The organism is Flavobacterium sp. H4147, assembly GCF_029360735.1.
GTDB classification, from domain to species: Bacteria; Bacteroidota; Bacteroidia; order Flavobacteriales; family Flavobacteriaceae; genus Flavobacterium; species Flavobacterium endoglycinae.
In genome coordinates this window covers 33,440-58,435 of sequence record NZ_JARKNB010000005.1, presented here as the reverse complement: position 1 = coordinate 58,435, position 24,996 = coordinate 33,440, and the positions used below count along the sequence as shown (strand labels likewise).

25 protein-coding genes are annotated in these 24,996 nt (G+C 33.6%); 12 read left to right on the top strand and 13 right to left on the bottom strand.

Translation table 11 applies throughout. The annotated features are described in order from the left end of the window. Nucleotides 1–12: 12 nt before the first annotated feature. The 5 genes from cobC to P2W75_RS20545 all read right to left on the bottom strand — a co-directional run bounded on the left by cobC (nucleotide 13) and on the right by P2W75_RS20545 (nucleotide 4,190). A complete protein-coding gene (cobC, locus tag P2W75_RS20565; RefSeq protein WP_276381916.1) occupies nucleotides 13–546 on the bottom strand; it encodes an alpha-ribazole phosphatase in 534 nt (177 codons plus the stop codon). Then, nucleotides 531–1,316, bottom strand: a complete 786-nt coding sequence (locus tag P2W75_RS20560) for an adenosylcobinamide-GDP ribazoletransferase (RefSeq protein ID WP_276381915.1) — start codon at nucleotides 1,314–1,316, stop codon at nucleotides 531–533. The genes cobC and P2W75_RS20560 overlap by 16 nt, the downstream gene beginning before the upstream one ends. A gap of 64 nt (nucleotides 1,317–1,380) precedes the next feature. Next, nucleotides 1,381–3,060, bottom strand: coding sequence for a nicotinate-nucleotide--dimethylbenzimidazole phosphoribosyltransferase (gene cobT / locus P2W75_RS20555; protein ID WP_276381914.1), 1,680 nt, complete (start codon nucleotides 3,058–3,060; stop codon nucleotides 1,381–1,383). Between the two features lie 178 nt (nucleotides 3,061–3,238). Continuing rightward, nucleotides 3,239–3,748: a bifunctional adenosylcobinamide kinase/adenosylcobinamide-phosphate guanylyltransferase gene (gene cobU, locus P2W75_RS20550; protein WP_207294913.1), complete on the bottom strand. Its 510-nt coding sequence runs from the start codon at nucleotides 3,746–3,748 to the stop codon at nucleotides 3,239–3,241. Nucleotides 3,749–3,827: 79 nt separating this feature from the next. Then, nucleotides 3,828–4,190, bottom strand: a complete 363-nt coding sequence (locus tag P2W75_RS20545; protein WP_276381913.1) for a DUF5522 domain-containing protein — start codon at nucleotides 4,188–4,190, stop codon at nucleotides 3,828–3,830. Nucleotides 4,191–4,285: 95 nt separating this feature from the next. Between P2W75_RS20545 and P2W75_RS20540 the strand changes: the two genes are divergently transcribed. From P2W75_RS20540 to P2W75_RS20530, 3 genes are read left to right on the top strand one after another with little or no spacing between them, the layout of a single operon-like run. Further along, nucleotides 4,286–5,428, top strand: coding sequence for an ABC transporter substrate-binding protein (locus tag P2W75_RS20540; protein WP_276381912.1), 1,143 nt, complete (start codon nucleotides 4,286–4,288; stop codon nucleotides 5,426–5,428). Between the two features lie 6 nt (nucleotides 5,429–5,434). Then, a complete protein-coding gene (locus P2W75_RS20535) occupies nucleotides 5,435–6,463 on the top strand; it encodes an iron ABC transporter permease (protein ID WP_276381911.1) in 1,029 nt (342 codons plus the stop codon). Nucleotides 6,464–6,509: 46 nt separating this feature from the next. After that, nucleotides 6,510–7,286: an ABC transporter ATP-binding protein gene (locus P2W75_RS20530; protein WP_276381910.1), complete on the top strand. Its 777-nt coding sequence runs from the start codon at nucleotides 6,510–6,512 to the stop codon at nucleotides 7,284–7,286. Between the two features lie 103 nt (nucleotides 7,287–7,389). On the opposite strand, the gene P2W75_RS20525 is transcribed toward P2W75_RS20530, so the two are convergent. The 3 genes from P2W75_RS20525 to P2W75_RS20515 form a co-directional block, all read right to left on the bottom strand. Then, the gene (locus tag P2W75_RS20525; protein ID WP_276381909.1) at nucleotides 7,390–7,845 is read right to left on the bottom strand and encodes a tRNA (cytidine(34)-2'-O)-methyltransferase; all 456 of its coding nucleotides are present in this window, start codon (nucleotides 7,843–7,845) and stop codon (nucleotides 7,390–7,392) included. Nucleotides 7,846–7,952: 107 nt separating this feature from the next. Beyond that, nucleotides 7,953–8,525, bottom strand: coding sequence for a pseudouridine synthase (locus P2W75_RS20520; protein WP_276381908.1), 573 nt, complete (start codon nucleotides 8,523–8,525; stop codon nucleotides 7,953–7,955). A gap of 50 nt (nucleotides 8,526–8,575) precedes the next feature. Then, nucleotides 8,576–8,782: a hypothetical protein gene (locus tag P2W75_RS20515; RefSeq protein ID WP_207294921.1), complete on the bottom strand. Its 207-nt coding sequence runs from the start codon at nucleotides 8,780–8,782 to the stop codon at nucleotides 8,576–8,578. A 140-nt stretch (nucleotides 8,783–8,922) separates the two neighbouring features. Here P2W75_RS20515 and P2W75_RS20510 point away from each other — a divergent pair, with 140 nt between their 5' ends. The 3 genes from P2W75_RS20510 (at nucleotide 8,923) to P2W75_RS20500 (ending at nucleotide 13,933) form a co-directional block, all read left to right on the top strand. Continuing rightward, nucleotides 8,923–9,297, top strand: coding sequence for a hypothetical protein (locus P2W75_RS20510; protein ID WP_276381906.1), 375 nt, complete (start codon nucleotides 8,923–8,925; stop codon nucleotides 9,295–9,297). Nucleotides 9,298–9,453: 156 nt separating this feature from the next. Then, nucleotides 9,454–10,206, top strand: a complete 753-nt coding sequence (locus P2W75_RS20505; RefSeq protein ID WP_207294922.1) for an SDR family NAD(P)-dependent oxidoreductase — start codon at nucleotides 9,454–9,456, stop codon at nucleotides 10,204–10,206. A gap of 394 nt (nucleotides 10,207–10,600) precedes the next feature. After that, nucleotides 10,601–13,933 carry a T9SS type A sorting domain-containing protein gene (locus P2W75_RS20500; RefSeq protein ID WP_276381905.1) on the top strand — a complete coding sequence of 1,111 codons (3,333 nt, stop codon included), beginning with the start codon at nucleotides 10,601–10,603 and terminating at the stop codon, nucleotides 13,931–13,933. Between the two features lie 60 nt (nucleotides 13,934–13,993). Here the strand turns inward: P2W75_RS20500 and P2W75_RS20495 are convergent, their stop codons facing one another. From P2W75_RS20495 to P2W75_RS20480, 4 genes are all read right to left on the bottom strand, one after another. After that, a complete protein-coding gene (locus tag P2W75_RS20495) occupies nucleotides 13,994–14,503 on the bottom strand; it encodes a MepB family protein (RefSeq protein WP_276381904.1) in 510 nt (169 codons plus the stop codon). Nucleotides 14,504–14,549: 46 nt separating this feature from the next. Beyond that, a complete protein-coding gene (locus P2W75_RS20490) occupies nucleotides 14,550–16,406 on the bottom strand; it encodes a hypothetical protein (protein ID WP_276381903.1) in 1,857 nt (618 codons plus the stop codon). Next, a complete protein-coding gene (locus P2W75_RS20485) occupies nucleotides 16,403–16,954 on the bottom strand; it encodes an RNA polymerase sigma factor (RefSeq protein WP_207294926.1) in 552 nt (183 codons plus the stop codon). The genes P2W75_RS20490 and P2W75_RS20485 overlap by 4 nt, the downstream gene beginning before the upstream one ends. A gap of 153 nt (nucleotides 16,955–17,107) precedes the next feature. Beyond that, entirely contained in the window at nucleotides 17,108–17,986 is an 879-nt protein-coding gene (locus P2W75_RS20480) for a protease complex subunit PrcB family protein (protein WP_276381902.1), read from the bottom strand. Between the two features lie 184 nt (nucleotides 17,987–18,170). Here P2W75_RS20480 and rmuC point away from each other — a divergent pair, with 184 nt between their 5' ends. The 4 genes from rmuC to P2W75_RS20460 all read left to right on the top strand — a co-directional run bounded on the left by rmuC (nucleotide 18,171) and on the right by P2W75_RS20460 (nucleotide 21,649). Next, nucleotides 18,171–19,544, top strand: a complete 1,374-nt coding sequence (gene rmuC, locus P2W75_RS20475; RefSeq protein ID WP_276381901.1) for a DNA recombination protein RmuC — start codon at nucleotides 18,171–18,173, stop codon at nucleotides 19,542–19,544. A gap of 171 nt (nucleotides 19,545–19,715) precedes the next feature. After that, nucleotides 19,716–20,264, top strand: a complete 549-nt coding sequence (locus P2W75_RS20470; RefSeq protein WP_207294929.1) for an acyl-CoA thioesterase — start codon at nucleotides 19,716–19,718, stop codon at nucleotides 20,262–20,264. 43 nt (nucleotides 20,265–20,307) lie between these two features. Beyond that, on the top strand, nucleotides 20,308–20,703 hold the full coding sequence (locus P2W75_RS20465; protein ID WP_276381900.1) for a VOC family protein: 396 nt from the start codon (nucleotides 20,308–20,310) through the stop codon (nucleotides 20,701–20,703). A gap of 379 nt (nucleotides 20,704–21,082) precedes the next feature. Continuing rightward, complete coding sequence (locus P2W75_RS20460; protein WP_276381899.1) at nucleotides 21,083–21,649, top strand: YceI family protein; 567 nt, start codon at nucleotides 21,083–21,085, stop codon at nucleotides 21,647–21,649. Between the two features lie 2 nt (nucleotides 21,650–21,651). On the opposite strand, the gene P2W75_RS20455 is transcribed toward P2W75_RS20460, so the two are convergent. Continuing rightward, nucleotides 21,652–22,563, bottom strand: a complete 912-nt coding sequence (locus P2W75_RS20455; protein WP_276381898.1) for a TIGR01777 family oxidoreductase — start codon at nucleotides 22,561–22,563, stop codon at nucleotides 21,652–21,654. 98 nt (nucleotides 22,564–22,661) lie between these two features. Between P2W75_RS20455 and P2W75_RS20450 the strand changes: the two genes are divergently transcribed. Continuing rightward, complete coding sequence (locus tag P2W75_RS20450; RefSeq protein WP_276381897.1) at nucleotides 22,662–23,324, top strand: TetR family transcriptional regulator C-terminal domain-containing protein; 663 nt, start codon at nucleotides 22,662–22,664, stop codon at nucleotides 23,322–23,324. Further along, a complete protein-coding gene (locus P2W75_RS20445) occupies nucleotides 23,321–24,625 on the top strand; it encodes an AarF/ABC1/UbiB kinase family protein (protein WP_276381896.1) in 1,305 nt (434 codons plus the stop codon). The genes P2W75_RS20450 and P2W75_RS20445 overlap by 4 nt, the downstream gene beginning before the upstream one ends. Nucleotides 24,626–24,996: the final 371 nt, after the last annotated feature.

Here is a 24,996-nt window from a genome sequence, read left to right as displayed (position 1 = left end):
AAATTATTCGCTCTAAATTTCAATTTTTATAACTTGTCCAAAATCTACTTTATTCGTAAAAGCATCTTTTAAGGGCAGTGAAGTCTGATGGCAAATGATGCTTCGGATTATTCCGGCATGTGCGACAATTATGACTGGAACATTTGTTTTTGAAATTTTATCAGATAAAAAATCGCCAACTCTTTCGTGTAATTCTACAAAAGATTCTCCATTTGAAACTTTAATGTTTACAAAATCTTCCATCCAAGGATTGAGTTGTTCCGATGGAATTTCATCCCATTTTTTCAATTCCCAATCGCCAAAATTCATTTCTTTTAAACGTTCATCTTCCTGAAAAGAAATCGTTTTGATGTTTTCCTGAATATGTTTGGCTAAAATTACACAGCGTTTCAACGGACTTGTAAAAATCACCGCTTCAGATGGCAGTTCAGAAATGATACTGCCGAATATGTTTTCAAAAGGTTCTGCAATATCAACATCAGACTGACCATAACAGATTCCTTTTTCGCAGATCGTTTCGGTATGGCGCACTAGATACATTTCCATATAAAAAGAAAACTTAAGTAATATACAACTTCACAAACTTGCTGTGTAGCGCCTAAACAATCGCCAGTGTAACCGCCAATCCATTTTTGAAAATAACGTGCCAGAAAATATCTTGTAATAAAAACAGGAAGTAATGCTAAAAGAATTTTATAATTAAAGTAGGAGAGTGCTGCCAAAGGAATCAATCCAAACAAAGAAGAACCAAGAACTTCTTTCCAAGTATGTTTTTTGGCAATAGGTTTGCTTTTACTGGAAGCATCTTCACGAGAATATTCATGTGTAAAAATAATGCTGATTGCAGCTAATCGGCTTAAAGAATGAGCAGAAATGAACAACAGATAAATCAGAATATTTTGATTTGTAATAATTGAAACAGATTCTGAAAGCAGTTTAAATTTCGCTAGAAAAAGCAAAACAAGTCCAATTGCGCCATACGCTCCAATAGCACTGTCTTTCATAATCATTAGGATTTTTTCTTTCGTCCATCCGCCGCCAAATCCATCGCATACATCTGCAAATCCATCTTCATGAAAAGCTCCAGTTGTTAAAATAGAAGCAATGATTGCAAAAATAACCGCAGATTCTATCGAAAGAAAAAAAGAAAAAGCATAGAAAAACAAAAATGAAATACTTCCCACAATCCATCCCATAAAAGGAAAATAGCGCGTGGCTTTGTTTAAATAATCAGGATCATGAGTAATGTTTTTTGGACAAGGAATGCGGGTGTAAAACATTAAACAGGTAAAAAAAATGTCGAGTTGTTTTTTCATTTGAAAAATGAGGATTTTATATAATTTTTATTGAATCTGAAAACTAGAAACTGAGACTGGAAACTTATTTTTTACTAATTCCAGCACTTTCAAAGCTAGCCATTTCATTCAAAAATGCTTCTGCCGATTTTAAAATAGGAAAAGCAACTGCGCAGCCGGTTCCTTCACCCAGACGCAAATCTAAGTTTAAAATTGGTTTACCTTCGAGATAATTCAATAATTTTTGATGTGCTTTTTCGGCGGAACAATGACAAAAAACAGCATTTTGTTTAATCGCCGGATTGATTTTGTGAGCAATTAAAAAAGCTGTGGTGCAGATAAAACCATCAACAAGAATCAGCATTTTATTTTCGAAAGCATTCAGCATTCCGCCTGCCATTTGAAGAATTTCAAAACCGCCAAAATAGGCGAGTTGCGACATTAATTCGGCTTGACCGGAATAATTATCGATGGCTTTTTTGAGTAAATTTTGTTTGTGAAGTAATTTTTCATTTTCTACACCAGTTCCTTTTCCAACACATTCTTCAATAGGAAAACCACTAATAACGCTCATTAAAACAGAAGCTGTAGAAGTATTTCCAATTCCCATTTCACCAAAACCAATACAATTAGAACCTTTTTGTGCAATATTTTCAACAATGCTTTTTCCTTTTTCAAAACACAATTGAACTTCTGTTTCGCTCATGGCAGGTACGTGGAGGAAAGATTGTGTTCCTTTGGCGATTTTGGCATCGATTAATTTTGCATTGGTTGGAAAATCATAATTAACACCCGAATCGACGATAGATAATTGAATATCATTTTGCTTGCAGAAAACATTTATAGCTGCGCCGCCATCAAGAAAATTATTCACCATTTGGCGTGTAACATCTTGCGGATAATCACTTACACCATGATTGGCGATACCATGATCTGCAGCAAAAACAACGATATTGGGTTTTGTTATTTTGGGATTTAAAGTTTCAAAAACGGTCGACATTTGAAAAGCCAGAGTTTCTAAAGTTCCCAGAGAACCAACGGGTTTGGTTTTGGAATCTATTTTTTCCTGTAAAAGTCTGTTGAAATCAGATTGGTTCTCAATGTGGTTTTCTGATTTCAATGCAAGTTCAGGAATATATATATGATGAATCTCTTTGATTTCTTTACAATCTGGAATCTCTGATTTTTGTTTCCAATGTAATTGCTGCAACATAGGCTGATTGCCATAATTGGTAGCCGGTTTTCCTATGCAGAAATATCCAAGTGGTTCTATATGTTCGGGTAAATCTAGGATTTTTTTGAATTGATGATAATTAAGAATCGAAACCCAGCCCATTCCGTAACCTTGTTCAGTAAGTGAAAGCCAAATATTCTGAGCAGCACAAACCGAGCTGAATTTGACAGCTTCGTTACTGCCAATAGTCCCAATCGTAAACTGATTGAGAACAGAGCGATCATATGCAATTATCAGTCCAATAGGAGCTTCTTCGATTGCTTCTAATTTTAAAGATCTGTAAAGTTCTTTTTGTTCGGGATTATCGGTAAGTTCTTCGGCTTTTTTATTGTATTCTAAAAATAGGTTTTTAATAGCCGTTTTGACTTCATCAGCTTTAATGACATAATATCTCGTAGCGTCAGTCAGACCAACAGATGGTGCCCAATGTCCGGCCTGTAAAGCTTTTTGAAGTACTTCATCAGGAACCTCATCGGTTGTAAAATGTCGGGTGTCACGTCGTGATTTTAATATGTCGTCTAGATTGCTCATTTTTAAAAATCAATAAGAATTTCAAAAATCAATGCCAAGAAAGGGAATTGAATCTCAAAACTTTTTAGTTCTAGTAAAATTAAAATATTCGTTTTGGAATCAGAATTAATATTTATACTTTATTCAAGTGATTACATCCAGATTGAAAATATTGTTTTTTGAAATTGCATTGAGTTTTTTATCCTTTTATTTTGACTGGAATTCCCGAAACCATTAAAACAACTTCATCAGCATTTGAAGCCAGAAACTGATTCATCCAGCCTTGCAGTTCTGTAAATTTTCTTCCAATTTCGGTAGAAGCATGAACGCCCATTCCAATTTCGTTGGTTACAATAATTAGAGTGGCATTTTCCTGATTGGCTATCGAAAGAAATTCTTTTTTAGCTTCTTCCAGACTTAACGCGACATCATTTTTATGGTCAACGAAAAAATTGGTCAGCCAAAGGGTTACGCAATCAATTAAAGCCACTTTTCCAGAGAAATCAATTTCGTTTAAATATTTTTCTTTTTCAATATTGGTCCAACGTTCATCGCGTTCCTGCTGGTGACGATCGATTCGGTTTTGAAAATCCGAATCCCATTTTCGTGCCGTAGCCACATATAAAGGAGAGTTAGAAAGTTCTAAAGCCAATTTTTGAGCATAACTGCTTTTTCCAGATCTTTCGCCGCCGGTAATTAAATAAATCATTTTTGAGGAAGTTATGTGTTATAAAGTTATTTGTCAAAGGTATAAAAACTCATAACTTATAACTCATAACTTTTAATTTCTAATATGGGCAATGCCTGCATTTATTGCCGCAGCAGCTGCCTCTTTTAAGATGAAACCAGGCTTTGAACACGTAATTTCCATCTTCTAAATAATAATCAATTCCTTCAATTAATTTTTCTGTTTTGGGTAAATGCTGTGCTTTGTTTTTAGGTGCATTTTTTGTGGTAATAGTCTCTACGTAAGCGTCTATTTTATCTTCACAAGCTTCTTGGAAGCATGAAGGACAAAGGCAGTCGCCTCCCTCTGATAGATTGAAAATAGGCGGATAATCATTGCACCAGCATTTATTTTCAACCGAAATATCTCCGCAGCTGAACTCGGAATCACAGCTGGAGCAGATTTTTGTTTTTGTAACATTCATCAAATAAAAATATTATTTGTTTAAAATTGTAGAAATAAAAGTAAACAAAAAAAATAGAAATTCTTTTACCTTTGTTGTCATACAAAATGTAAAATATGAAATATTATTTCTCTAAATTAATTGTCGTTTTTTCGCTTTTTCTCCTTATTGGCTGTAAAAAGAATGAAACGCAGACAGTCGTAAAATCTGATAATCCTAAAAATAGTATTGAATACGCTTCTGGTTTTTCTATTGTGAAATACGAAGGTTATTCTGTTGTAAATGTGGTGAACCCTTGGCCAAATGCTAATGAGAAATTTACATATGTTTTAACAGAAAATAATACTGAAATCCCTGATAGTCTTCAAAAATATACTTCAATTAAAGTCCCTTTAGAATCTGTTGTCGTAACCTCAACCACTAATATTCCTTTTTTGGAAATGCTTGAAGTAGAAAATAAATTAGTTGGATTTCCACACACCGATTATATTTCTTCAGAAAAAACAAGAGCTTTAATTGATAAAGGTTCGGTTAAAAATGTTGGACAAAATGAAAAATTGAACATCGAACAATTAATCGAATTATCTCCAGATTTGATTGTGACTTTTGGAGTTGACAATAACAACCCAATGCTGAATAACTTGAAAAAAAGCGGTTTAAAAGTTTTAATTCAAGGCGATTGGATGGAGCAATCTCCGCTTGGAAAAGCAGAATGGATCAAACTTTACGGAGCTTTATTTGGAAAAGAAGACAAAGCAAAAGAATTGTTTGATAAAATTGTTGAAAGTTATAATCAGGCGAAAAAGTTAGTGAATGATAAGCCCGCTACTTCAAAAGTTTTATACGGTTCTATGTACGAAGATGTTTGGTATGTAGCAAAAGGAAACAGCTGGGTGGCGCAGTTTATGAAAGATGCTAAAGCTAATTATCTCTGGGCAGATTTAAAAGGAACAGGAAGTGAAGGTTTGTCTTTTGAAAAAGTATTGGACAAAGCTAAAACGGCTAATGTTTGGATCGCTTCAGGATCATTCAAAAGTTTGGATGAATTGCAAAAAGCAAATCCGCATTATTCTCAATTTGATGCTTTCACAAATAAAACTATATATACTTTTGAAGGTAAATTTGGAGCGACAGGCGGAACTGTTTATTATGAATTAGCACCAAGCCGTCCGGATTTAGTTTTAAAAGATTATATCAAAATCTTTCATCCTGATTTATTGTCAAGCTACGAATTTACTTTTGCTTCTAAACTTAATTAAGAATAATTGATCAATAGAAAGCGAAATATAATTCTCTTTAGCATACTTGGTTTAGCACTTTTGTTTGTCTTTTTTCTAAACATTAGTCTGGGATCAATTACAATTCCGTTTAAAGAAGTGTATACTAGTATTAGCGGAGGTCAGGCAAGTAAATCGACTTGGGAATATATTATAATTAATTACCGACTGCCAAAAGCTCTTACAGCCGTTTTAGTGGGCGTTGGATTATCGGTAAGTGGTTTGCTGATGCAGACTTTATTCAGAAATCCTTTGGCAGGTCCTGATGTTTTAGGATTAAGTTCGGGAGCGATATTGGCTGTAGCCATTGTGATTTTAGGAGCAGGTTTTCTGCCGTCCTTCTTAAACTCATTTTTATTATCCTCATACGGAATAGTATTGGCTTCTACTTTAGGAAGTGTTTCAGTTTTATTACTTGTTTTGTTGGTAGCACAGCGAATGCGAAACACCATGGCAATCTTGATTATCGGACTTATGTTTGCCAGTTTTACGAGTGCAATTGTTGGAGTTCTGACGTATTTTAGCTCTGCAGAACAATTGCAGAAATTTACTTTTTGGTCCTTAGGAAGTTTGGGAAATCTTTCTTGGACTTCAATTTCAATTTTGGCGGTTTGTGTTGGTTTTGGTCTGCTTTTAAGCGCGAGCAGTATAAAACCTTTAAATGCATTGCTTTTGGGTGAGAATTACGCCAAAAGTATGGGGCTGAATTATAAAAGAGCACAACTGGTAATTATTTTTGCAACCAGTATTTTGGCAGGAAGTGTTACTGCTTTTGCCGGTCCAGTGGCTTTTATTGGTTTAGCAGTTCCCCACATTGCAAAACTGACTTTTAAGACAAGTAATCATTTGGTTTTATATTGGAGTACTTTTTTTTACGGAGGCATCATCATGCTTTTTTGTGATATTGCATCGCAATTACCAGGATTAGAAACGACTTTGCCAATCAATGCTATAACTTCTATCATTGGTGCACCAATTGTAATATGGCTGTTAATGCGAAAAAGTAATTATCAGTAAAAAAACTTAGAACCTTAGAATCTCAGGACCTCAGAATCTTTAAAAAATGAAAACAATCTTAAAGACTTCAGATTTAAATATTGGATACAAATCCAAGAAAGGCGTTGTACCTATTGCTGAGAAATTGAATTTAAATTTCAACGAAAGAAAACTGATTTCTTTAATAGGCGCTAACGGAATTGGAAAATCTACTTTGCTGAGAACTATTACTGGAATCCAACATCCTTTATCAGGAAATGTCTTTTTGAATGAAAAGAATCTTTCAAGCTATAAACCTTTAGAATTAGCCCAAAATTTAAGTGTTGTTTTAACCGAGAAATTACCGCCAAGCAATCTTTCCGTTTTTGAACTTGTAGCTTTAGGGCGCCAGCCGTATACCAATTGGATTGGGACTTTAACGCCGGAAGATATTACGAAAGTAAATGAAGCTTTAGAACTTACTCAAATCAGTCATCTGGCTCAAAAAAGGCATCATCAAATAAGTGATGGGCAATTGCAGAAAGTTTTAATTGCAAGAGCTTTGGCACAAGATACACCATTGATTATTTTGGATGAACCTACAACACATTTGGATTTGCTTCATAAAGTTTCGCTATTCAAATTACTGAAAAAGCTGACTCAGGAAACTCAGAAATGCATTTTGTTTTCAACTCATGATATAGATCTGGCAATACAATTAAGTGACGAAATGATTATTATGACTCCAGAAAATGTTGTGCAGGACCAACCTTGTAATTTGATTTCAAATGGAAGTTTTAGCAACTTATTCAAAGATGAACATATTATTTTTGATGCTGAAAAAGGAAAATTTATCGTGAGTTAAGAATTTTTATCCTGCAAGGTTTTCAAAACCTTGTAGGTATTTGTGCTTATCAGGATGCTATTCAAACCTACAAGGTTTTGAAAACCTTTCAGGAATTAAATAATTATTTACGTAATCCAATCTGCCTTTTTGCTTCTCCGACAACAAAAGCAACGGAATTCGCAATATTAAAACTACGAATAAGCGGCGACATAGGAATCGTTAAATGATTCTCGAATCTTGCCATAAATTCTGGACTTAAACCAACACTTTCTTTTCCGAAAACCAGCCAGTCACCATCTTGAAATTCATTTTCTAAATATGATTTTTGAGAATGCGAACTCATTAAAAATACTCGCGAATGGTCTGGGATTTTTGCCATCCATTCCTCTACATTTTGATATTCGGTTACATCAAGATGAACCCAGTAATCCAACCCAGAACGTTTTAGATTTTTATCATTAATTACAAAACCGAAAGGATGAATTAAATGAAGCCTGCTTTCTGTGCCCACGCACAATCTGCCGATATTTCCGGTATTATTTGGTATTTCTGGTTCTACAAGAACTACGTTTAGCATTTTTTGTTTAGTTATGAGTTATAAGTTGTGAGTTATGAGTTATGAGTTTCCAATAATTGTCTAATTGTCACATTACCTGATTATCACATTATCTAATTACCACATTTCTAATTATCTAATTGAAAATCAGAAACCTCTTGAACATCTCCTGCTTTTAGGTTTTGCAAATATACATTCCCAATTCGAACACGAACCAGACGCAGCGTAGGAAAACCAACTGCAGCAGTCATTTTTCGAACCTGACGAAATTTCCCTTCATTAATGGTGATAGATGCCCATGAAGTTGGGCCATGACGCTCGTCCCGGATTTTTTTGGCTCTTGGTCCAAAATCAGGAATTTCGGTAACGATAAAAGCAGAACAAGGTTTGGTTTTGTATTTACCTCCGTCAAAACCAATTTCAACACCATTTTGCAATTGTTCAATTGCCTCGGGGGTTATAATGCCATCAACTTGAACATAATATTCTTTGTCGACTTTTTTGCTTCTAATTTGTTCGCTTACTTTTCCGTCAGTTGTCAATAAAAGCAAACCTTCAGAATCTTCATCGAGTCTTCCAATTGCCATTGTTCCTTCAGGAAAATCATATAATTCGCCCAAAAGCTTTTTCTTTCTTTTTAGTTCATAAATAAATTGGCTTAAGTAGCCATAAGGTTTAAAAAGAAGGAAGTGTCTGTGCATTTTTTAATTTTTTGCAAAGATACTCGCTTTATCACATTAATTAAAGAAAGTTAAATTCTTTCTGATTTCATCTTTTTTAGCCATTGGTAAACAAACCAAACAGCGGTAACTATAAAGATGATTCCTAAAATTGGATAATAGGCAGAGAAGAAATCGTGAAAATAACTTCCCACAAAGATATAGGCAGAAGCCATGCAAAGTTTTATCAAGATAAATTCGGCATTCGACCAGCTGGTTTTGATTTTAAAAAAGCCCATAATTATGTATTTTAAGATTAGAAATATAAATATTAAAAATAAGAAAATCCTGTAATTATAAACTAAAAGCAATGTTAAACCATTTAGATTTAAAATTTAGAATTCGTAATATTATAATAGAAACTCAAAATAATACAGTTATGGGAACGAATAATTTAGGCTCCAAGAAAATAAACGGAGTACAAAAAGATATAGACGAAACAAAAGGGAAAAATATTTCACACGATGGTAAAGCCGATGATGCCAACCTTAAAAAAGAAGTTGTAACAGACGAAGAAGGGAATAAAAAAGTGGTAGATCGTGCTCGAAATGAAAATGAAGATATTCAGAAAGCGCCTCATCAAATAAATCCTGATAATCCGAATGCCAATCGCGGAGTCGAAACGGAAGAAGAAGCCGAAAAAACGGTAGAGAACAAAGACCGTAATTCTGATATTGCTTCCAATAGATATCCAAATTCTCATCCCGACAATCATGAAGATAGAGGAAACATGAAATTAGATGAAGATAATTAACAGATATTACAATTTTTTTTGGACATAAAAGCGATCTTAACATCAAATAACATATGATTAGCACAATCCGTTAATGTTATGATAAACTCCCGTTTTTAGGGTATTCCGCCGTTTTATCTTCGTAAATTTAGAAAACAAATTTAAATACCTAATAAAATGGCACTTTTAGAAAATAAAGTAGCTTTTGTATCTGGCGGCGGTTCAGGAATTGGACGTGCCGTTGCAGAAGCCTATGCTCGAGAAGGAGCAAAAGTCGTAGTTTCGGATATTAATGTGGAACACGGTGAAGAAACCGTAAAAATTATAAAAGATAGTGGCGGAGAAGCTTTTTTTGTAAAAGGAGATTCGTCGAGTGCAAGTGACAATAAACATATGGTTGAGGTTACCGTTTCAAAATACGGCCGACTTGATATTGCATGTAATAATGCAGGGATGGGAGGTCCGGCGAAACCAACTGGAGAATATGAGCCAGAAGCTTGGGATCGTGTAATTGCATTAAACTTAAGTGGTGTTTTTTATGCCTGCCGCTATCAATTAGAACAAATGGAGAAAAACGGGGGAGGAAGCATTGTAAATATTGCCTCTATTCATGGGCAGGTTGCAGCTCCGCTTAGTCCTGCTTATACCGCTTCTAAGCATGGTGTTGTAGGATTAACCAAAAATATTGCGGCGGAATATGCTCAGAAAAAAATCCGTTGTAATGCAGTGGGTCCAGGTTATATTGAAACCGCTTTATTAAAAGATAATCTTAATAGCGATGCCATGAATGCCGTGGCAGCTAAAGCACCAATGAATCGTTTAGGAACTTCTGAAGAAATTGCCGAATTGGTTACTTTTTTAAGTTCTGACAAATCTTCCTTTACAACCGGAAGTTATATTATAGCCGATGGTGGATATACAGCAGTGTAAAGAAAAAATAGTATCAAATATGTCAAAAGCCGTCTGATTTTTCAGATGGCTTTTTGTTTTTAAAGGTGATCTATTATTTGTAATAGTGTTTTTTCCTGTTAATTTAAAATGCTGTTTGTTTTTTTGAAAGAAATTATAAATGCATTCTCAGACAGCATAATTTCTATCATTTATCGCAATTGGAAAAGTGGTGGATTTATTTTTCTGACACTTTTTTATAAAATACCTTACAATTAATTTATGTTTTTACAATATTCTCTTAACTTTAAACGAGATAAATTTGAATTCTAAAAACTCTATTCTACAACGTATGAAAAACAATTACTCTTTTCGTCATTTAATGACTTTTTTAGTTTTTTTTTATTGCTTCTCTTTACATTTAAGTGCGCAGACCATGCCCGCTGCTCAAAATCTGCCTTATGTGCAGAATTTTGACGGATTAGCAGCAAGCTCTACAACTTATCCAGCAGGTTTTCAGGGTTGGACGGCTGCCACTGCTCCAAGCGCTTCTTTTAATACCAATGGAATTTTAGTAGCCGACAGAGCTTTGGTTGCCAATAGTGGTGCAAGTACAAATAGTGGAAATTTCCATAATTATAATGGGAAAATTGGTTTTCTAAACACAGGTTCACTAGACTTAACAATTGCTCTTGCTGTTAATACAACAGGACAATCTGCTATACAAGTTCAGTACGATGCAATGACTATTCGTAATCCTTATGACGGGACAAATAATACTCGTGTAAACGAAATGGTTTTACAGTATAGAGTAGGCACTGCTGCGGCATTTACAACTTTAACAGAAACTGTTTATTCTAATAATACTACATTACAAACGGGTTCAGGAGTTACTACTCCGCAAAATCCTCAAACTATATCAATTACACTTCCAGCAGAATGTGAAAATCAGCCTGTAGTGCAGCTTCGATGGATTTCAAGACAAGTTTCTGGAGCAGGATCTCGTCCTTCATTTGCCATAGATAATATTACAATAGGAAGCGATGTTGATGCGCCAGTAAATGTTGCAGGTTATCCAAAAGCCGATAATATTTTATCTGAAAGCTTTGACTTTATTAATAAAATCAACGAAATCGGAAAAACGTATTTTGTATTACTTCCGGGAGGAAGCGCAGATCCATCTGCAGCTCAGGTAAAAGCGGGGCAAGATGCAACTGGAACAGCAGCGTTGCAATCAGGATTTTTAGATATTACAGATGCTTCTCAAGAATATATAAAAAACTTTGCTGGACTAGCCTTAAACGCCACTTACTCTGTTTTTTCTGTTTCAGAAGATGCTCATGGCAATGTACAGTCGGCTGTAGTTAAAGTTGATGCGACTACTTCAAGTGTTGCTATTCCTTCTATCACGACAACTGAAACTTCTTTAGATTTAGGTTTTTCTGAAGTAAATTACGATTCAGAAACTTTAAGTTATCAAATTCAGGCTGCTAACCTTACCAATGATGTTATAGTGACAGCTCCTGCTAATTTTTCAATCTCAAAAGATAATACCACATTTTCTTCATCGTTAACTTTCGCTGTGGCTGATTTCGCTTTAAATGCTTCTCAAACCGTTTACGTGAAATTTATTCCAGATGTACTAACCAGTTTTTCAGGGTCAATTACAAATGAATCTACTGGAGCTGGAACAAAAACAATTGCTTTAACAGGAACAGGAATTAATCCGTATGTTCAAAATTTCAATGATGCAAATGTTTTAACAAACAGTGGATGGACACAATATAATGTAGCTGGAACTGTAAACAAATGGACTTATACGACTACAGCAAGAAACGTAAACAGCGCTCCAGGTGCAGTTTTAATGAATGGATATTCTGACAATGGACCAAGTAAAGATTGGTTGATCTCACCAAAATTACGTTTGGATAATTTTGGAGCATTTCCATTGTTATCTTTTTATTCACGTAAATTTTATGCAGGACCATCTTTAAAATTAGTGGTTTCTACAGATTACGATGGGAAAAGCAATCCGGAAACAGCAACATGGGTAGAATTAAACGGTAATTTTCCAACGGTAACCGGAACTTACACACCGTCACAATATATAGATTTAAGCGGTTATAAAACCAGTCATACCTATGTGGCTTGGGTTTACGAAACAACAGCTGGTGGAACAAACAATGCATCTGAATGGTCATTTGATGATTATGCGATTACAAATGAAATAGGTTATGTAGATGCTAATCCCGTTTTGGATTTTGGAGACGTAAGTCCAAATACACTTTCTGCAAGCCAATCCTTTATTTTTAAAGCAGAAGGTTATGGAGATATTACGATTTCTGCTCCAGCAGGATATCAATTATCATTAGATAATACGACTTTCCAATCAAGTGTAGTAGTTGATGCTGCAGATGCTGCTAATAATAAAGTGGTTTATGTAAGATTTGCTCCAACAACTAAAGAATTGTCTATTACAGGAAAATTGACGGTTACAGGAACTTCATTAAACAAACAAATTGGTTCTCTAACTGGATCATCTTTACCAAAAGCAGATACTTTTGATGTAGTAACCTATAATTTAGAATTCTTCGGAACAGATGTAAAAGGAACAGACGGAGTAGAATTTGGCCCTGTAGATGATGCATTACAAATTGAAAACGTTGCTAAAGTAATGAATAAACTAAATGCAGACGTTTACGTGGTTCAAGAAGTTTCAGATGATCCTTCAATTGATATTTTAATTCAGAAAATTAATATAAACGGAAAAACATTCGACAAAACAATATCAACTTCTTGGTCGTATTCATTTCAAGCACCAGATCCTAATTTCCCTCCTCAAAAATTAGTCGTGCTTTACAACACTCAAACCACTACGGTAAAAAATACACGTGTAATGTTCAAAGAATTTTACGATGAATTACGTGCCGGAACCAAAACATTGGCGAATTATCCTGGAGGAAACAGCAGTAGTTTTTTCTCTTCAGGACGTCTTCCATACATGGTAACAATCGAAACAAATATTGCAGGAGTTAAAAAAGAAATCAAATTGATAGACCTTCATGCTCGTGCAAACAGTGGTTCAGATCTTTCTCGTTACAACATGCGTAAATACGATACACAAGTGTTGAAAGATAGTTTAGATGCGAATTATCCAAACGCTAATCTAATTATTTTAGGAGATTATAATGACGATGTAAAAGCTTCTGTAATTGCAGGGCAACCTTCATCTTATGAAAGTTTTGTAACCGATACAAACAACTACAACGCGCTTACTTTAGGAATCAGCCAAGCCGGTGCTTACAGTTTTTTAAGTTCAGGCGGATTCTTAGATCATATCATGATTTCTAATGAACTTAACGACGAATATATTGCCAATTCGATTGCGGTGTATGATCCGCGAAATGATATTGCTAGTTATACAACAACGACTTCAGACCACGGACCAGTTATTGCGCGTTTCGAATTAAAAGAAGATGTATTATCAACACCAGATTTTGGGGTTAATAACGGATTCTACGTGGCATCTTTCCCAAATCCAGCGTATGATGTTATAAATGTTGCGGTGAAAACCAATGACAATAAAAATCTTAAATTGAGACTTTACGATATTAACGGACGTTTGTTAGGAAACCCAATCGAGATTAAAAGCAGTCAAGAACTTTCGACTACTGTACTTTCAGTACGCGATTTATATCCGGGACTTTACGTTTATACGTTATCTGAAAACAATAAAGTGGTTTACAAAAACAAAGTGCTTAAAAAATAATCGTAACGATTTAAATACATAAAAAAAGGCAGTTTAAATTTGAACTGCCTTTTTTGTTTTTTATGCGAATATTTTTTTCAATTCTTTTAAATCAATATTGCTTTGATGTGTAAAGAGAAAGAAATAATCTAATTGCCATTTCTGAGTTTTTTGTGCTTGTTTGCTTGTGGTTTCATCCCAAGGCGGATACACTCTTGTCGCTCTGATTCCTTCTTTATTTTGAGTAGAAAAAATGCCTTTTTCTAATAATGCTTTCTTTGGAAAAATAAATTGTCCCCAATTTTGATCTTTTCGAACATTGACAATCACAAAATCAATATCATCAGAATAATCAAAGGGTTCAATAGTTCCTCTTTGATTGCGTTTCCATAGAGTAACAAATTGTCCCGTTTTGGTTGGAGTAATTTTCGCTTCTCTGTAACAAATGTTTTTATGGTTTAACACAAAACGATATGCACTATATTCTTCGCTTTCAGTTTCTTTTTGCAACGAAGCTGGCTGTAATTCGGCTTTATCAAAAACAATTTCTTTGCTTAATAATAAATCAGATGAAGCAATAGCAAAATTCATAAAAAATCAATTCTAAAATTTTTCTGAAAATTACTACAAATTAACTTTAGAAAGAAACATTTAGACCAAAATTCAATCCCCATTGAAACTGGTTGAAAGACTGGCTGTTTAATGGATTGATGTAATAATTCATTGCAGGTTCTACAAAAACATTTGTTTTTTTGTACACGCGATATTGCAAAGTACTGCTTAATGTCGAACCGTAAACATAATCTTTTGCACTTATATTTTCTCCAATAGAATGTCCGTCTAAAGCCACATTATTCGAAATAAGTTTACCAACAAAACCTCCTGTATTAATATTGATAGTCGCTTTATTTCTGTTGAAAACAGAATACGAAACCTCTAATGGCATTTCGATATAACGAAGACTTTGATCCAGATTACCACTTTGTACATCATCATTTTTAAATGCCTCTTTGGTAGTATTTGAAATAAGTAAATATTCTGAACTGCTTACAATTTGCTTAGGTTGTGCAGGCGAATCATAAACATTGCTTGGTGCAATTAGAGCAAAGTTTCGAGCGCTTAAATACGATACATTAGCCACGCTTTGACCTAATTCATTGACTTTTAAACCAGAACCTACAGCCCACTTTTTGCTGATCTTATAAGTAGTCTTAACTCCGTAGGTATTAGATTGCTTAGAATCGTTTGAACTGCCCAGCGTTTTTTCATTTTTATAATTTTCAGAATTGTTAATTCCGGCAAAAACCGCAACAGCCCATTTATCTGTTTTAGCGGCTAATTTTTCTTCAATATTCTTTTTGTCTTCCGGCGTTAAAATTCCTTTTTCAAGATTATGAAGTTCTGCAAGCTGAATAGAATCTTTGTGGCTTAATACATCTTGCTTTTTATTTATTGAATTTACATTCGGAAAAGAAGAAGTACTTTTTGAGTTTTCTTTTTGAACTACACTAGCCATTTCTCTGCTTTCAATGGCATTTTGAGCAGTTTGCTTTTCGATACTTGATTTTGCTGCATTTTGATTTCCGGTTAAAGGAATAAACGCAAGTGCATCATTATTTTTTGGGTTTGAAGCTTTTTCAAAAACAGAATTTGAAAATTGGTTTTTAGAAGCCTCATTGAATGTTTTCTTTTTTCCAGAAGAAAATGTTTTTTCGGCAAGTACCTTATCTGCATTTCTTTTTTCAAGATCGGCTGATTGAGTTTTTGAATCAAAATTAAAGCTGTCAGATCGATTTGGGACAAAAGATTTAGCAGCAACCTGATTAGATTTAGCAGTTTTAGAATCGTTATATTGATTTTTAGAAGTCTGGTCGAAAGCATTTCCTTTAGCCGAAGAAAATGATTTTTCTGCAACGGTTTGATTAGAAACGCCTTTTTTAGAATTCAAAATCTGATTTTTTGAAACCGCATCAGGTTTATTTTCTTGAGCTGAAACAATTGCCTTTTCAGCCGAAATTGAGTTGTTGAAATGGTTTTGTTGTTTTTTTGAATCGAAAGTATTTTTAAGTTTAGAACCAGTTTGAGCATTAATTGATTCCTGTGTTTGGTTTTGGTTTGATTGATTACTAGTTTTTTCTGATGATGAAACCCGGCTGTTATTCATAAGCTGTTTTTCCAGTTCTGCCTCTTTAGTTTGAGCATCAGATGCAGCTGGAATAGATCTTTCATGATCTTTTTGATCAAGAACAATAGTATTTTGGTCTAAAACATTCGGAACAGTTGTTTTAGTTGCAGAGTTAGAAGTAAAATGCAGAACAGAAGGAAGTAATAAGCCCAATAACAAGCATGCTGCCGCCGACCACCAAAGAACTGCTCTTCTTTTCTTTTTTGGTTTGTCTAATTTTTCTTCAATTTGGCTCCATAATTCTGGAGGAGGAACACTTGAGAAGTCTTCCATTGATGAAAAAATATCTTCTATTTTTTCCTTCTTCATGCTGTTTTAAAATTTTTTATGCTCAATATTCTCTTTTGCAAAATATGCTTGGCCCGATTTAAATTTGATTTTGATGTTCCTTCAGAGATTTTTAATAAATCGGCTATTTCTTTGTGTTTCATTTTTTCAAAAACGTAGAGGTTAAAAACCGTCCGGTATTGATCGGGTAAATCCCTAATATATTCCAGTAATTTTTCCTGATCTATCGAAATGACTTCGAGTTCTTCCTCCTCAACAAAATCAGTATCGGGATCAAAAACATCCAAAAAGAAACTCTCTTTTTTCTTCTTATTTAAGGTTTCGATAAGTTTGTTGATAAAGATTCGTTTTAACCATCCTTCAAAACTTCCTTCAAACTTATATTGGTTTATTTTTTGAAAAACAATGACAAAGGCTTCTTGAAATACATCTTTGGCATCATCTTCATTTTTCATATATTTTAAGCATATACCATATAAAACAGGAGAGAACAACTGATATATTTTCAGTTGTCCTGCTCTGTCATTTTTCATGCATTGCTTAATATATTTTTCTAAATCGTCTTTCAAAAAATGAATTAATTTTGGTTTTGCAAAAATAGTTTTAATAAGCTTACAAAAGAGGCTTTTGTAAATACTTTTAACAGCATATTTCTTTGTTAGTCTTTGGTTGTCAGTGTTTTGTTTCTTTTTAAACACATAAGACTAATGATTTTTAGACGATTATTTTAAGCTTGTAATTTTATCTTTAACAGCTTTTTTAAACGCTTTTACCTCAGCGCTTTGATCTGCTGTATCGTTGTTGTCAATATAAATTTTTGTTATACTTGTGCCTTGGCGTAGTTCAAAATAAACTCCTCCCTGACCTGAAGAATCTGGTGTTCCGTATGTTTTAGTCTGACCTTTTAAAGCTAAAATCTCAGCAGGAACAGTTTTTAAGAATAAAGTATATTCACTTCTTTTAGTTTTAGCAGTATATTGATATTGCCCAAAATCATACATTCCAGCTTTTACATTTAGAAATTTCAAAATGTTGAAATCATTAATTTGAAAGAAATTTTGGCAATCAGCTCCTGTACAACCAGCATTGAATGTTCCAATTACAATATTATCTGGGCTTTCATTTGTTCTGTTGAAAAGTATTCCTTTACTAGTTTTTGGAATAACAATAAAATCAGATGGATAGGTTGGCGTTTGCGTTACATTTTCTCCTGTTAATGGTGCTTTTTCATAGAAATTGATTACAATTTCGCAGTTGTTCTCTACGATTGAAGTCATTTTTATAGCATAACCATTTGTTGGTTTTGCTCCTGCGAAAATTCCAATTATAAAATTTTTAGAGAAATCAATGTTAAGATCACCCGAAGCAGGACAAGTACTTTCATGCTTTGTAAAATAGGTTTCCAGTTTTTCCTGAGAGTTTATCACAAGCGCAGTTGGAGTACTTGGCAGTGTTTTTACACTATAAGTGCACAAAAGAGGAATACCTGTAAAAGGAAGTTCAGCATTAGTTCCGCAGTTTACATTTGGCAGATCATCGTTTCCAAGTGAACAAGCAGCAATTCCAAAAGCTACAAATAAGCACAGCATTAATTTTTTCATGATACTATTTTAATAGGTTATACTCATGTAGATGACGACTTATTGAAAAGGTTGCGTAAAAAAAGAAAGAATTATTAAAAAATGTTCGTTTAATTTAAAATCCAATAGTAATTCGTTATTTTTTAATTTTATAAACTTTCAACTCTGTATTATTGTGTACTTTTATTTTAAAATAAACTTAAATATGATAGATTTTCTTCCGGTTTTATTGGCTTTTGTAATCGCTTTACTAATAGGTATATACTTAGGAAAACTGCTGTTTTCGGCTCGATTTCAATCAGAAAAAGTAAGTTTGGAAGAACGATTGCAGGCATATGCCAATCAAATGCAGTTGCAGAAAGAACAATTTGAAATGGAACGAAATAATTTCCAAAAACAGTTGCAATTAGTCAATTCTGAAAAAGAAAATATCCGTACTGAAAAAGATAGTCTTGCCATTCAGCTTTCGAAAAAAGAAGTAGATTTTGAAAACTTATGGGAACGTCATAAAGAACAAAAAAGTGAGATAAACGAGCTTCAAGCTAAATTTACCAAAGAGTTTGAAAATCTAGCCAACAAAATTCTCGAAGAAAAGTCGGCTAAATTCACTGAACAGAATACCTTGAATATGAAAAGTATTCTGCTTCCGTTGCAGGATAAAATTCAAGGATTTGAACAAAAGGTGGAACAGACACATAAAGAAAGTATTGATTATCACGCCGCACTCCGCCAGCAGATTATTGGTTTAAGCGAAATGAATGCTCAAATGAGCAAAGAAACCTTGAACCTGACCAAAGCTTTAAAAGGCGATAGTAAAATGCAGGGAAATTGGGGCGAATTGGTTTTGGAACGCGTTCTCGAAAAATCAGGTTTAGAAAAAGGACGCGAATACGAAGTACAGCAGAGTTTTGTAAACAGTGAAGGAAATAGGGTTTTCCCTGATGTTGTAATCAATTTGCCAGATGGGAAGAAAATGATTGTCGATTCGAAAGTTTCGCTGGTTGCTTATGAAAAGTGGGTCAATGAAGAGTCGGAACTATTAAAAATTGAATTGCTCAAGGAACACGTAATTTCCATAAAAAGACATGTTGAACAATTAGGAAGTAAAAATTACCACGACTTGTATCAAATAGAAAGTCCGGATTTTGTTCTGCTATTCATTCCTATTGAACCTGCTTTTGCCATTGCCTTAAACGAGGATTCAGCTTTATACAATAAAGCTTTTGATAGAAATATTGTTATCGTAACGCCAAGTACTTTATTAGCAACTCTGCGAACGATTGACAGTATGTGGACGAATCAGAAACAGCAGGAAAACGCTTTTGAAATTGCGCGTCAGGCTGGAGCACTTTATGATAAATTTGAAGGTTTTGTAGTCGATTTGGTCAGAATTGGAAACAAAATAAAAGACACAAAATCAGAATATGAAAATGCGATGAATAAACTCGTTGATGGAAAAGGAAATTTAATTTCCAGTGTAGAACGATTGAAAAAGATGGGAGCCAAAGCTAAAAAATCACTTCCAGAGAATATTATCAACAGAGCTTTAAACGCAGATGAAACTGAATTATTAAATTAAATTGTAACACATAGGCATATAGAAGTTTAGATTGACTAAAAGGCGTTATTTATTAAAATAGCATAGATAGGTGACAAACTAGTTTCTTTCTTTTACTCTTTTCACAAAAATCTAATCTATGATTCTATGTGTTGATGCATATAATTAATCAAAAATACCAAAAACAAAAACATGACATTAGATTACAAACCCGTTTCATCATCAAAAATTAGTATTTCAGAACTAATGCTTCCTTCGCATACCAATTTCAGCGGTAAGATTCACGGAGGTTATATTTTACAATTACTTGACCAGATTGCCTTTGCTTCGGCATCAAAATTTTCAGGTAATTATTGCGTAACCGCTTCTGTAGATACCGTGAATTTCTTAAAACCAATTGAAGTTGGAGAACTGGTAACGATGAAAGCCTCTGTTAATTACGTGGGAAGAAGTTCAATGGTTGTAGGTATTCGTGTTGAAGCAGAAAACATTCAGACAGGTGTAATAAAACATTGTAATTCGTCTTATTTTACAATGGTTGCCAAAGATAAAGATGGTAAAAGTGTACAAGTTCCAGGACTCATTTTATCTAATCTTGAAGAAGTCCGCAGATTTAGAAAAGCGATTAAACATATAGAAGTCCGTAAAGAAATTGAAGAACACGAAAAAGTAACTACAGTAAGTTCAATCGAAGATTTGGCCAGTTTAGATAAATATAATGTTCTTTTAGAAATCAGCTAAGTATTCTTATATTTAGTTTTTAAACTCATTAAATTTAGAAAACATGGTAAAATTTGGATATACAATTTTATACGTTGATAATGTCGAAGAATCGATTTCGTTTTATGAAAATACTTTTGGTTTTTCGAGAAAATTTGTCTCGCCAGATAACGATTATGGGGAATTAATTACAGGAGAAACCACACTTTCATTTGCTTCAAAAAAATTGGCAGCAACTAATTTAAAAGATGGTTTTATAGAAAGCAGTTTAGAAGACAAACCTTTTGCAATAGAAATTGGTTTTATTACAGATAATGTACCGGAACTTTTGCAAAAAGCAACTTCTTTTGGGGCCGTTATAGTTGCAGAACCGGTAGAAAAACCTTGGGGACAGATTGTAGCATACGCAAGAGATTTAAATGGATTTTTAATTGAGATTTGTACAGAAGTAACTTCTTAAGAATTTCTCTACTAAAGGTATAAATGCAAAACCTATATTTTAAACCTTATTTTCTTCTATAAAATTTAGTTGTAATAATTTAAAATATGGGTTTTTTAAACCAACGAGATACTTTTCTATTAGTGTTTTATCCTTTTAATAAATAGAAGAATTTAGGTTTTGGATTTTTTTCAAAACATGAAAAATTCACAAACATTTGGCAAAATTCTGAAAACCATTTGGTTAAAAAATCGTAACTTTAAGTATATGTTTAACCAATAAAAATTCACTGAATACTGCCGTTCCATTTTTATAAATTAATCTGATTTTTAGAATAATTTTTTGCTTTCTTATTAAAGAATAAAAATAGAATGACATAATTGTTTAACTGTAGACGATTATGAAAACAACTACTTTATTATTTTTACTTTTTACTACTTTTTCTGTCATTGCCCAAGATAAGTTTTTTACTAACACAGGGACAATTAACTTTGAAGCGTCTGTTCCTTTGTTTGAGGAAGTCAAAGCTGTAAATAGACAAGTTGCCATACTTTTAGAACCAAAAACAAGTACATTTATCTGTACTGTTATAATCAAAGATTTTCGTTTTAAATTAGATTTAATGCAAGAGCATTTCAACGATAATTATATGGAAAGCAATCGTTATCCTAAAGCAATATTTAAAGGAAAGATTGAAAAATTTGATTTGAAAGATCTTAGCGAACAAGAAAAAGAATATCTGATAAAAGGCAAACTAAATTTACGCGGAAAATCAAAGGAGATTATTGTGAATGCTTTAATTAAGAGAGTTCCAGAAGGAATTCAAGTTATTTCAGATTTTCCAATTGCGATATCCGATTTTAATATTAGTATTCCAGAAACTATTCTGGGTAAAATTGCAAAAACAGCCAATACAGAGCTAACGGGCGTAATACGAAGCGATGATACAATGTTAACCTTGAAGTAAACTTACTTTAGGCAATTGATTAACGCTTTTTCTAAATCAGTACATTGAAATTCAAATCCCGTTTTTTGTATTTTTTCAGATGAAACCCTTTGCCCAGTTAAAATAGCTTCACTCATTTCTCCTAAAACAATTTTAAGAATAAAAGAAGGAGCTTTAGGAAGCCAGATTGTATATCCGTACAATGATGCCAGTATTTTGGAGAATCTCGAATTGGTAGTATTGTCTGTTATAGCAGCATTGTACGGGCCATGCAATTGATCGTCAGTAACTGCTTTGCAATATATCTGGCATAAATCTTCAATATAAATCCAAGGGAGATATTGTTTTCCCGTTCCTAAAACAGCGCCAAAACCGGCTTTAAAACTGGGTGCCACCTTTTTCATAAAACCTTCATCTTTTCCTAAAACAATTCCGGTTCGAATTTTAACGGTTCGAATGCCTAAACTTTCAATAGTATCTGCGGCATTTTCCCAAACCTGACAGGTCATGCCTAAAAAGTCATCAGCAGGAGGCGTTTCTTCGGTACATATTTTATGACTTGTAACCGCACCGTAAATTCCAATTCCCGAAGCAGAAATAAAAGCGTTAAGTTTTTTATCATGCCGTTTTAAAACAGAATGAATCAATTCAACTGGTTTTACGCGGCTTTCTACTAGAACTTTTTTTCGTTTCTTCGTCCATCTTTTTTCCACTATTCCTTCTCCAGCAAGATGAATGATATAATCTGCATTAAGAACGGCATTTTCATCGATATAATCTTTGTTTAAATCCCATTTATAGTACGTTACGCGAGGTGTGTTTTCTCTATCAGAACGGCTCAAAACAGATACGGAATATCCCGCTTCAATAAGAACATCAGTTAAATGTTTTCCAATGAAGCCAGTTCCGCCTGTTAATAGAACATTTTGAGTCATAATAGTTTATAATATATTTAACAGTGTCTAAGGTTTTGTTAGTAGTAAAGGTACTTAAACAATGTTTACCTTTATACCAAATTCTAAATTTTAATAAAATGGCATCTAAAAAGAAGGTAATTACCAAAGATGAGATCGTTTCAAAATATATGGAAGAAGTGTTAGAAAAAGGACAAAAACCAAAATCAGTGTATCATTTTGCCAAAGGAAATGATTTTACTGAAGCCGAATTTTACTCCTTTTTTGGAACATTAGAAGGTTTAGAAAAAGAAATATTCCGACTGTTTTTTGAAAATACTGTAAATCTGCTTCACTCCAACGAAGAATATCAGCAGTATGATATGAAAAATAAAATGCTGAGCTTCTACTTTACTTTCTTTGAGATTTTAACTGCTAATAGAAGTTACGTGCTTCAATCACTTAAAATCGACAGAAATCCACTTAAAAACCTAGTTCAGTTAACGACACTGCGAAATAGTTTTAAAGAATATGTCTCTGAAATTTTAACGGATGATTACAGATTAGAACAAGAAAAATTGCAGAAGTTTCAAGAAAAAGCCATTCAAGAATCGGCTTGGCTGCAATTGATGCTGACAATTAAATTCTGGATGGAAGACGAATCAGCCGCTTTTGAAAAAACAGATATTTTTATTGAGAAATCAGTGAATGCGTCATTCGAACTCATGAATGTAGCACCAATAAATCACTTAATAGATTTAGGAAAGTTTCTTTTTAAAGAAAAAATATACAGCAGATCATGAAAACCATCGATTATATTCCAACTTCAAAAATAGAAAGAGCAGGAAAACTGGTTCAGACTGGAGCCAAAATTGGGGTAAACTATGTGAAACATTATGCTGAAAAAATAGTAAATCCTGATTTGACCCGTGACAAATTAAATGAAAATAATGCCGAAGATATTTACGACGGATTAAAAAGCTTGAAAGGAAGTGCTCTGAAGGTGGCTCAAATGCTGAGTATGGATAAGAACTTTCTGCCTCAGGCGTATGTAGAGAAATTTTCACTTTCGCAGTTTTCTGTTCCGCCGCTTTCTGCGCCTTTGGTTTTAAAAACATTCAAAAATAATTTTGGCAAAACACCGACTGAAATTTTTGATGAATTCAATCCAAATTCAGTAAACGCAGCCAGCATTGGCCAAGTGCATTTGGCTAAAAAAGGAGATAAAAAATTAGCGGTTAAAATTCAATATCCTGGAGTTGCCAACAGTATTTCATCCGATTTGGCTTTGGTAAAGCCTATTGCAATCAGAATGTTTAATCTGCAGGGAAAAGATTCGGATAAATATTTTAAAGAAGTTGAAGACAAACTGATTGAAGAAACCAATTATTTGTTAGAATTAAAACAAAGCCAAGAAGTCGTTGATGCCTGTAGTAAAATTGAAAACATCATTTTTCCAAATTATTATCCTGAATTTTCGTCAGAGAAAATCATAACAATGGATTGGATGACAGGGATTCACCTTTCTGAATTTACTGCCAAAAATACAAACCAAGAAGTTGGAGATAAAATAGGGCAGGCGCTTTGGGATTTTTATATGTATCAAATTCATGTTTTGAGAAAAGTTCACGCAGATCCGCATCCGGGAAACTTTTTGGTGAATGATGAAAACCAATTAATTGCTTTGGATTTTGGTTGTATGAAACAAATTCCGGATGATTTCTATACTCCATATTTTGAATTAATAAACAAGGATGTTATTACAGATGCAAAGCTTTTCAACGAAAAATTATTTGAATTAGAAATTCTTCGTAAAGATGATACGCCGGCGGAAATTGAATATTTCACCGAAATGTTTCATGAATTATTATCGCTTTTCACCAAACCTTTTCAAAACGAAACTTTCGATTTTGCCGATGAAAAATTCTTCAACGCTATTGCCGAGTTAGGAAAACGTTTCTCAGAAGATACAAACCTTAAAAAAATGAACGGAAACCGTGGTTCTAAACACTTTATTTACATGAATCGTACTTTCTTTGGTTTGTACAATTTAATGTTTGATTTGAAAGCAAAAATTGTCGTTGATAATTATTTGAAATATTAGACTTCGAAAATTCCAAATATTTAAATTCCGAATTCCAATTTTAAAAACATAAGCCTTTGTCAAAGTTTAAACTTTGACAAAGGCTTCAGCATATTTGAACATAGCCCAAGGTTCAACCTTGGGTATACAATGTGTTCCATTCCAAGCGTTCCCAAGGTTGAAACCTTGGACTATGTTTTAGTATTGGGGTTAAAATTTTTGTCGAATTCTTAGTTCGGCCGTCCGTTTATAGCAATGACAAGATTGCGGGTAAATTTTTGGAATTTTGAAATTCATTTAATAATTCTCTTTTTGTAAGAATTTGTTTTTTTTATTTCATTTTGTTTGTATTTCGATTGTCTTCCTGAGCGAAGTCGAAGGATCGCTATGCA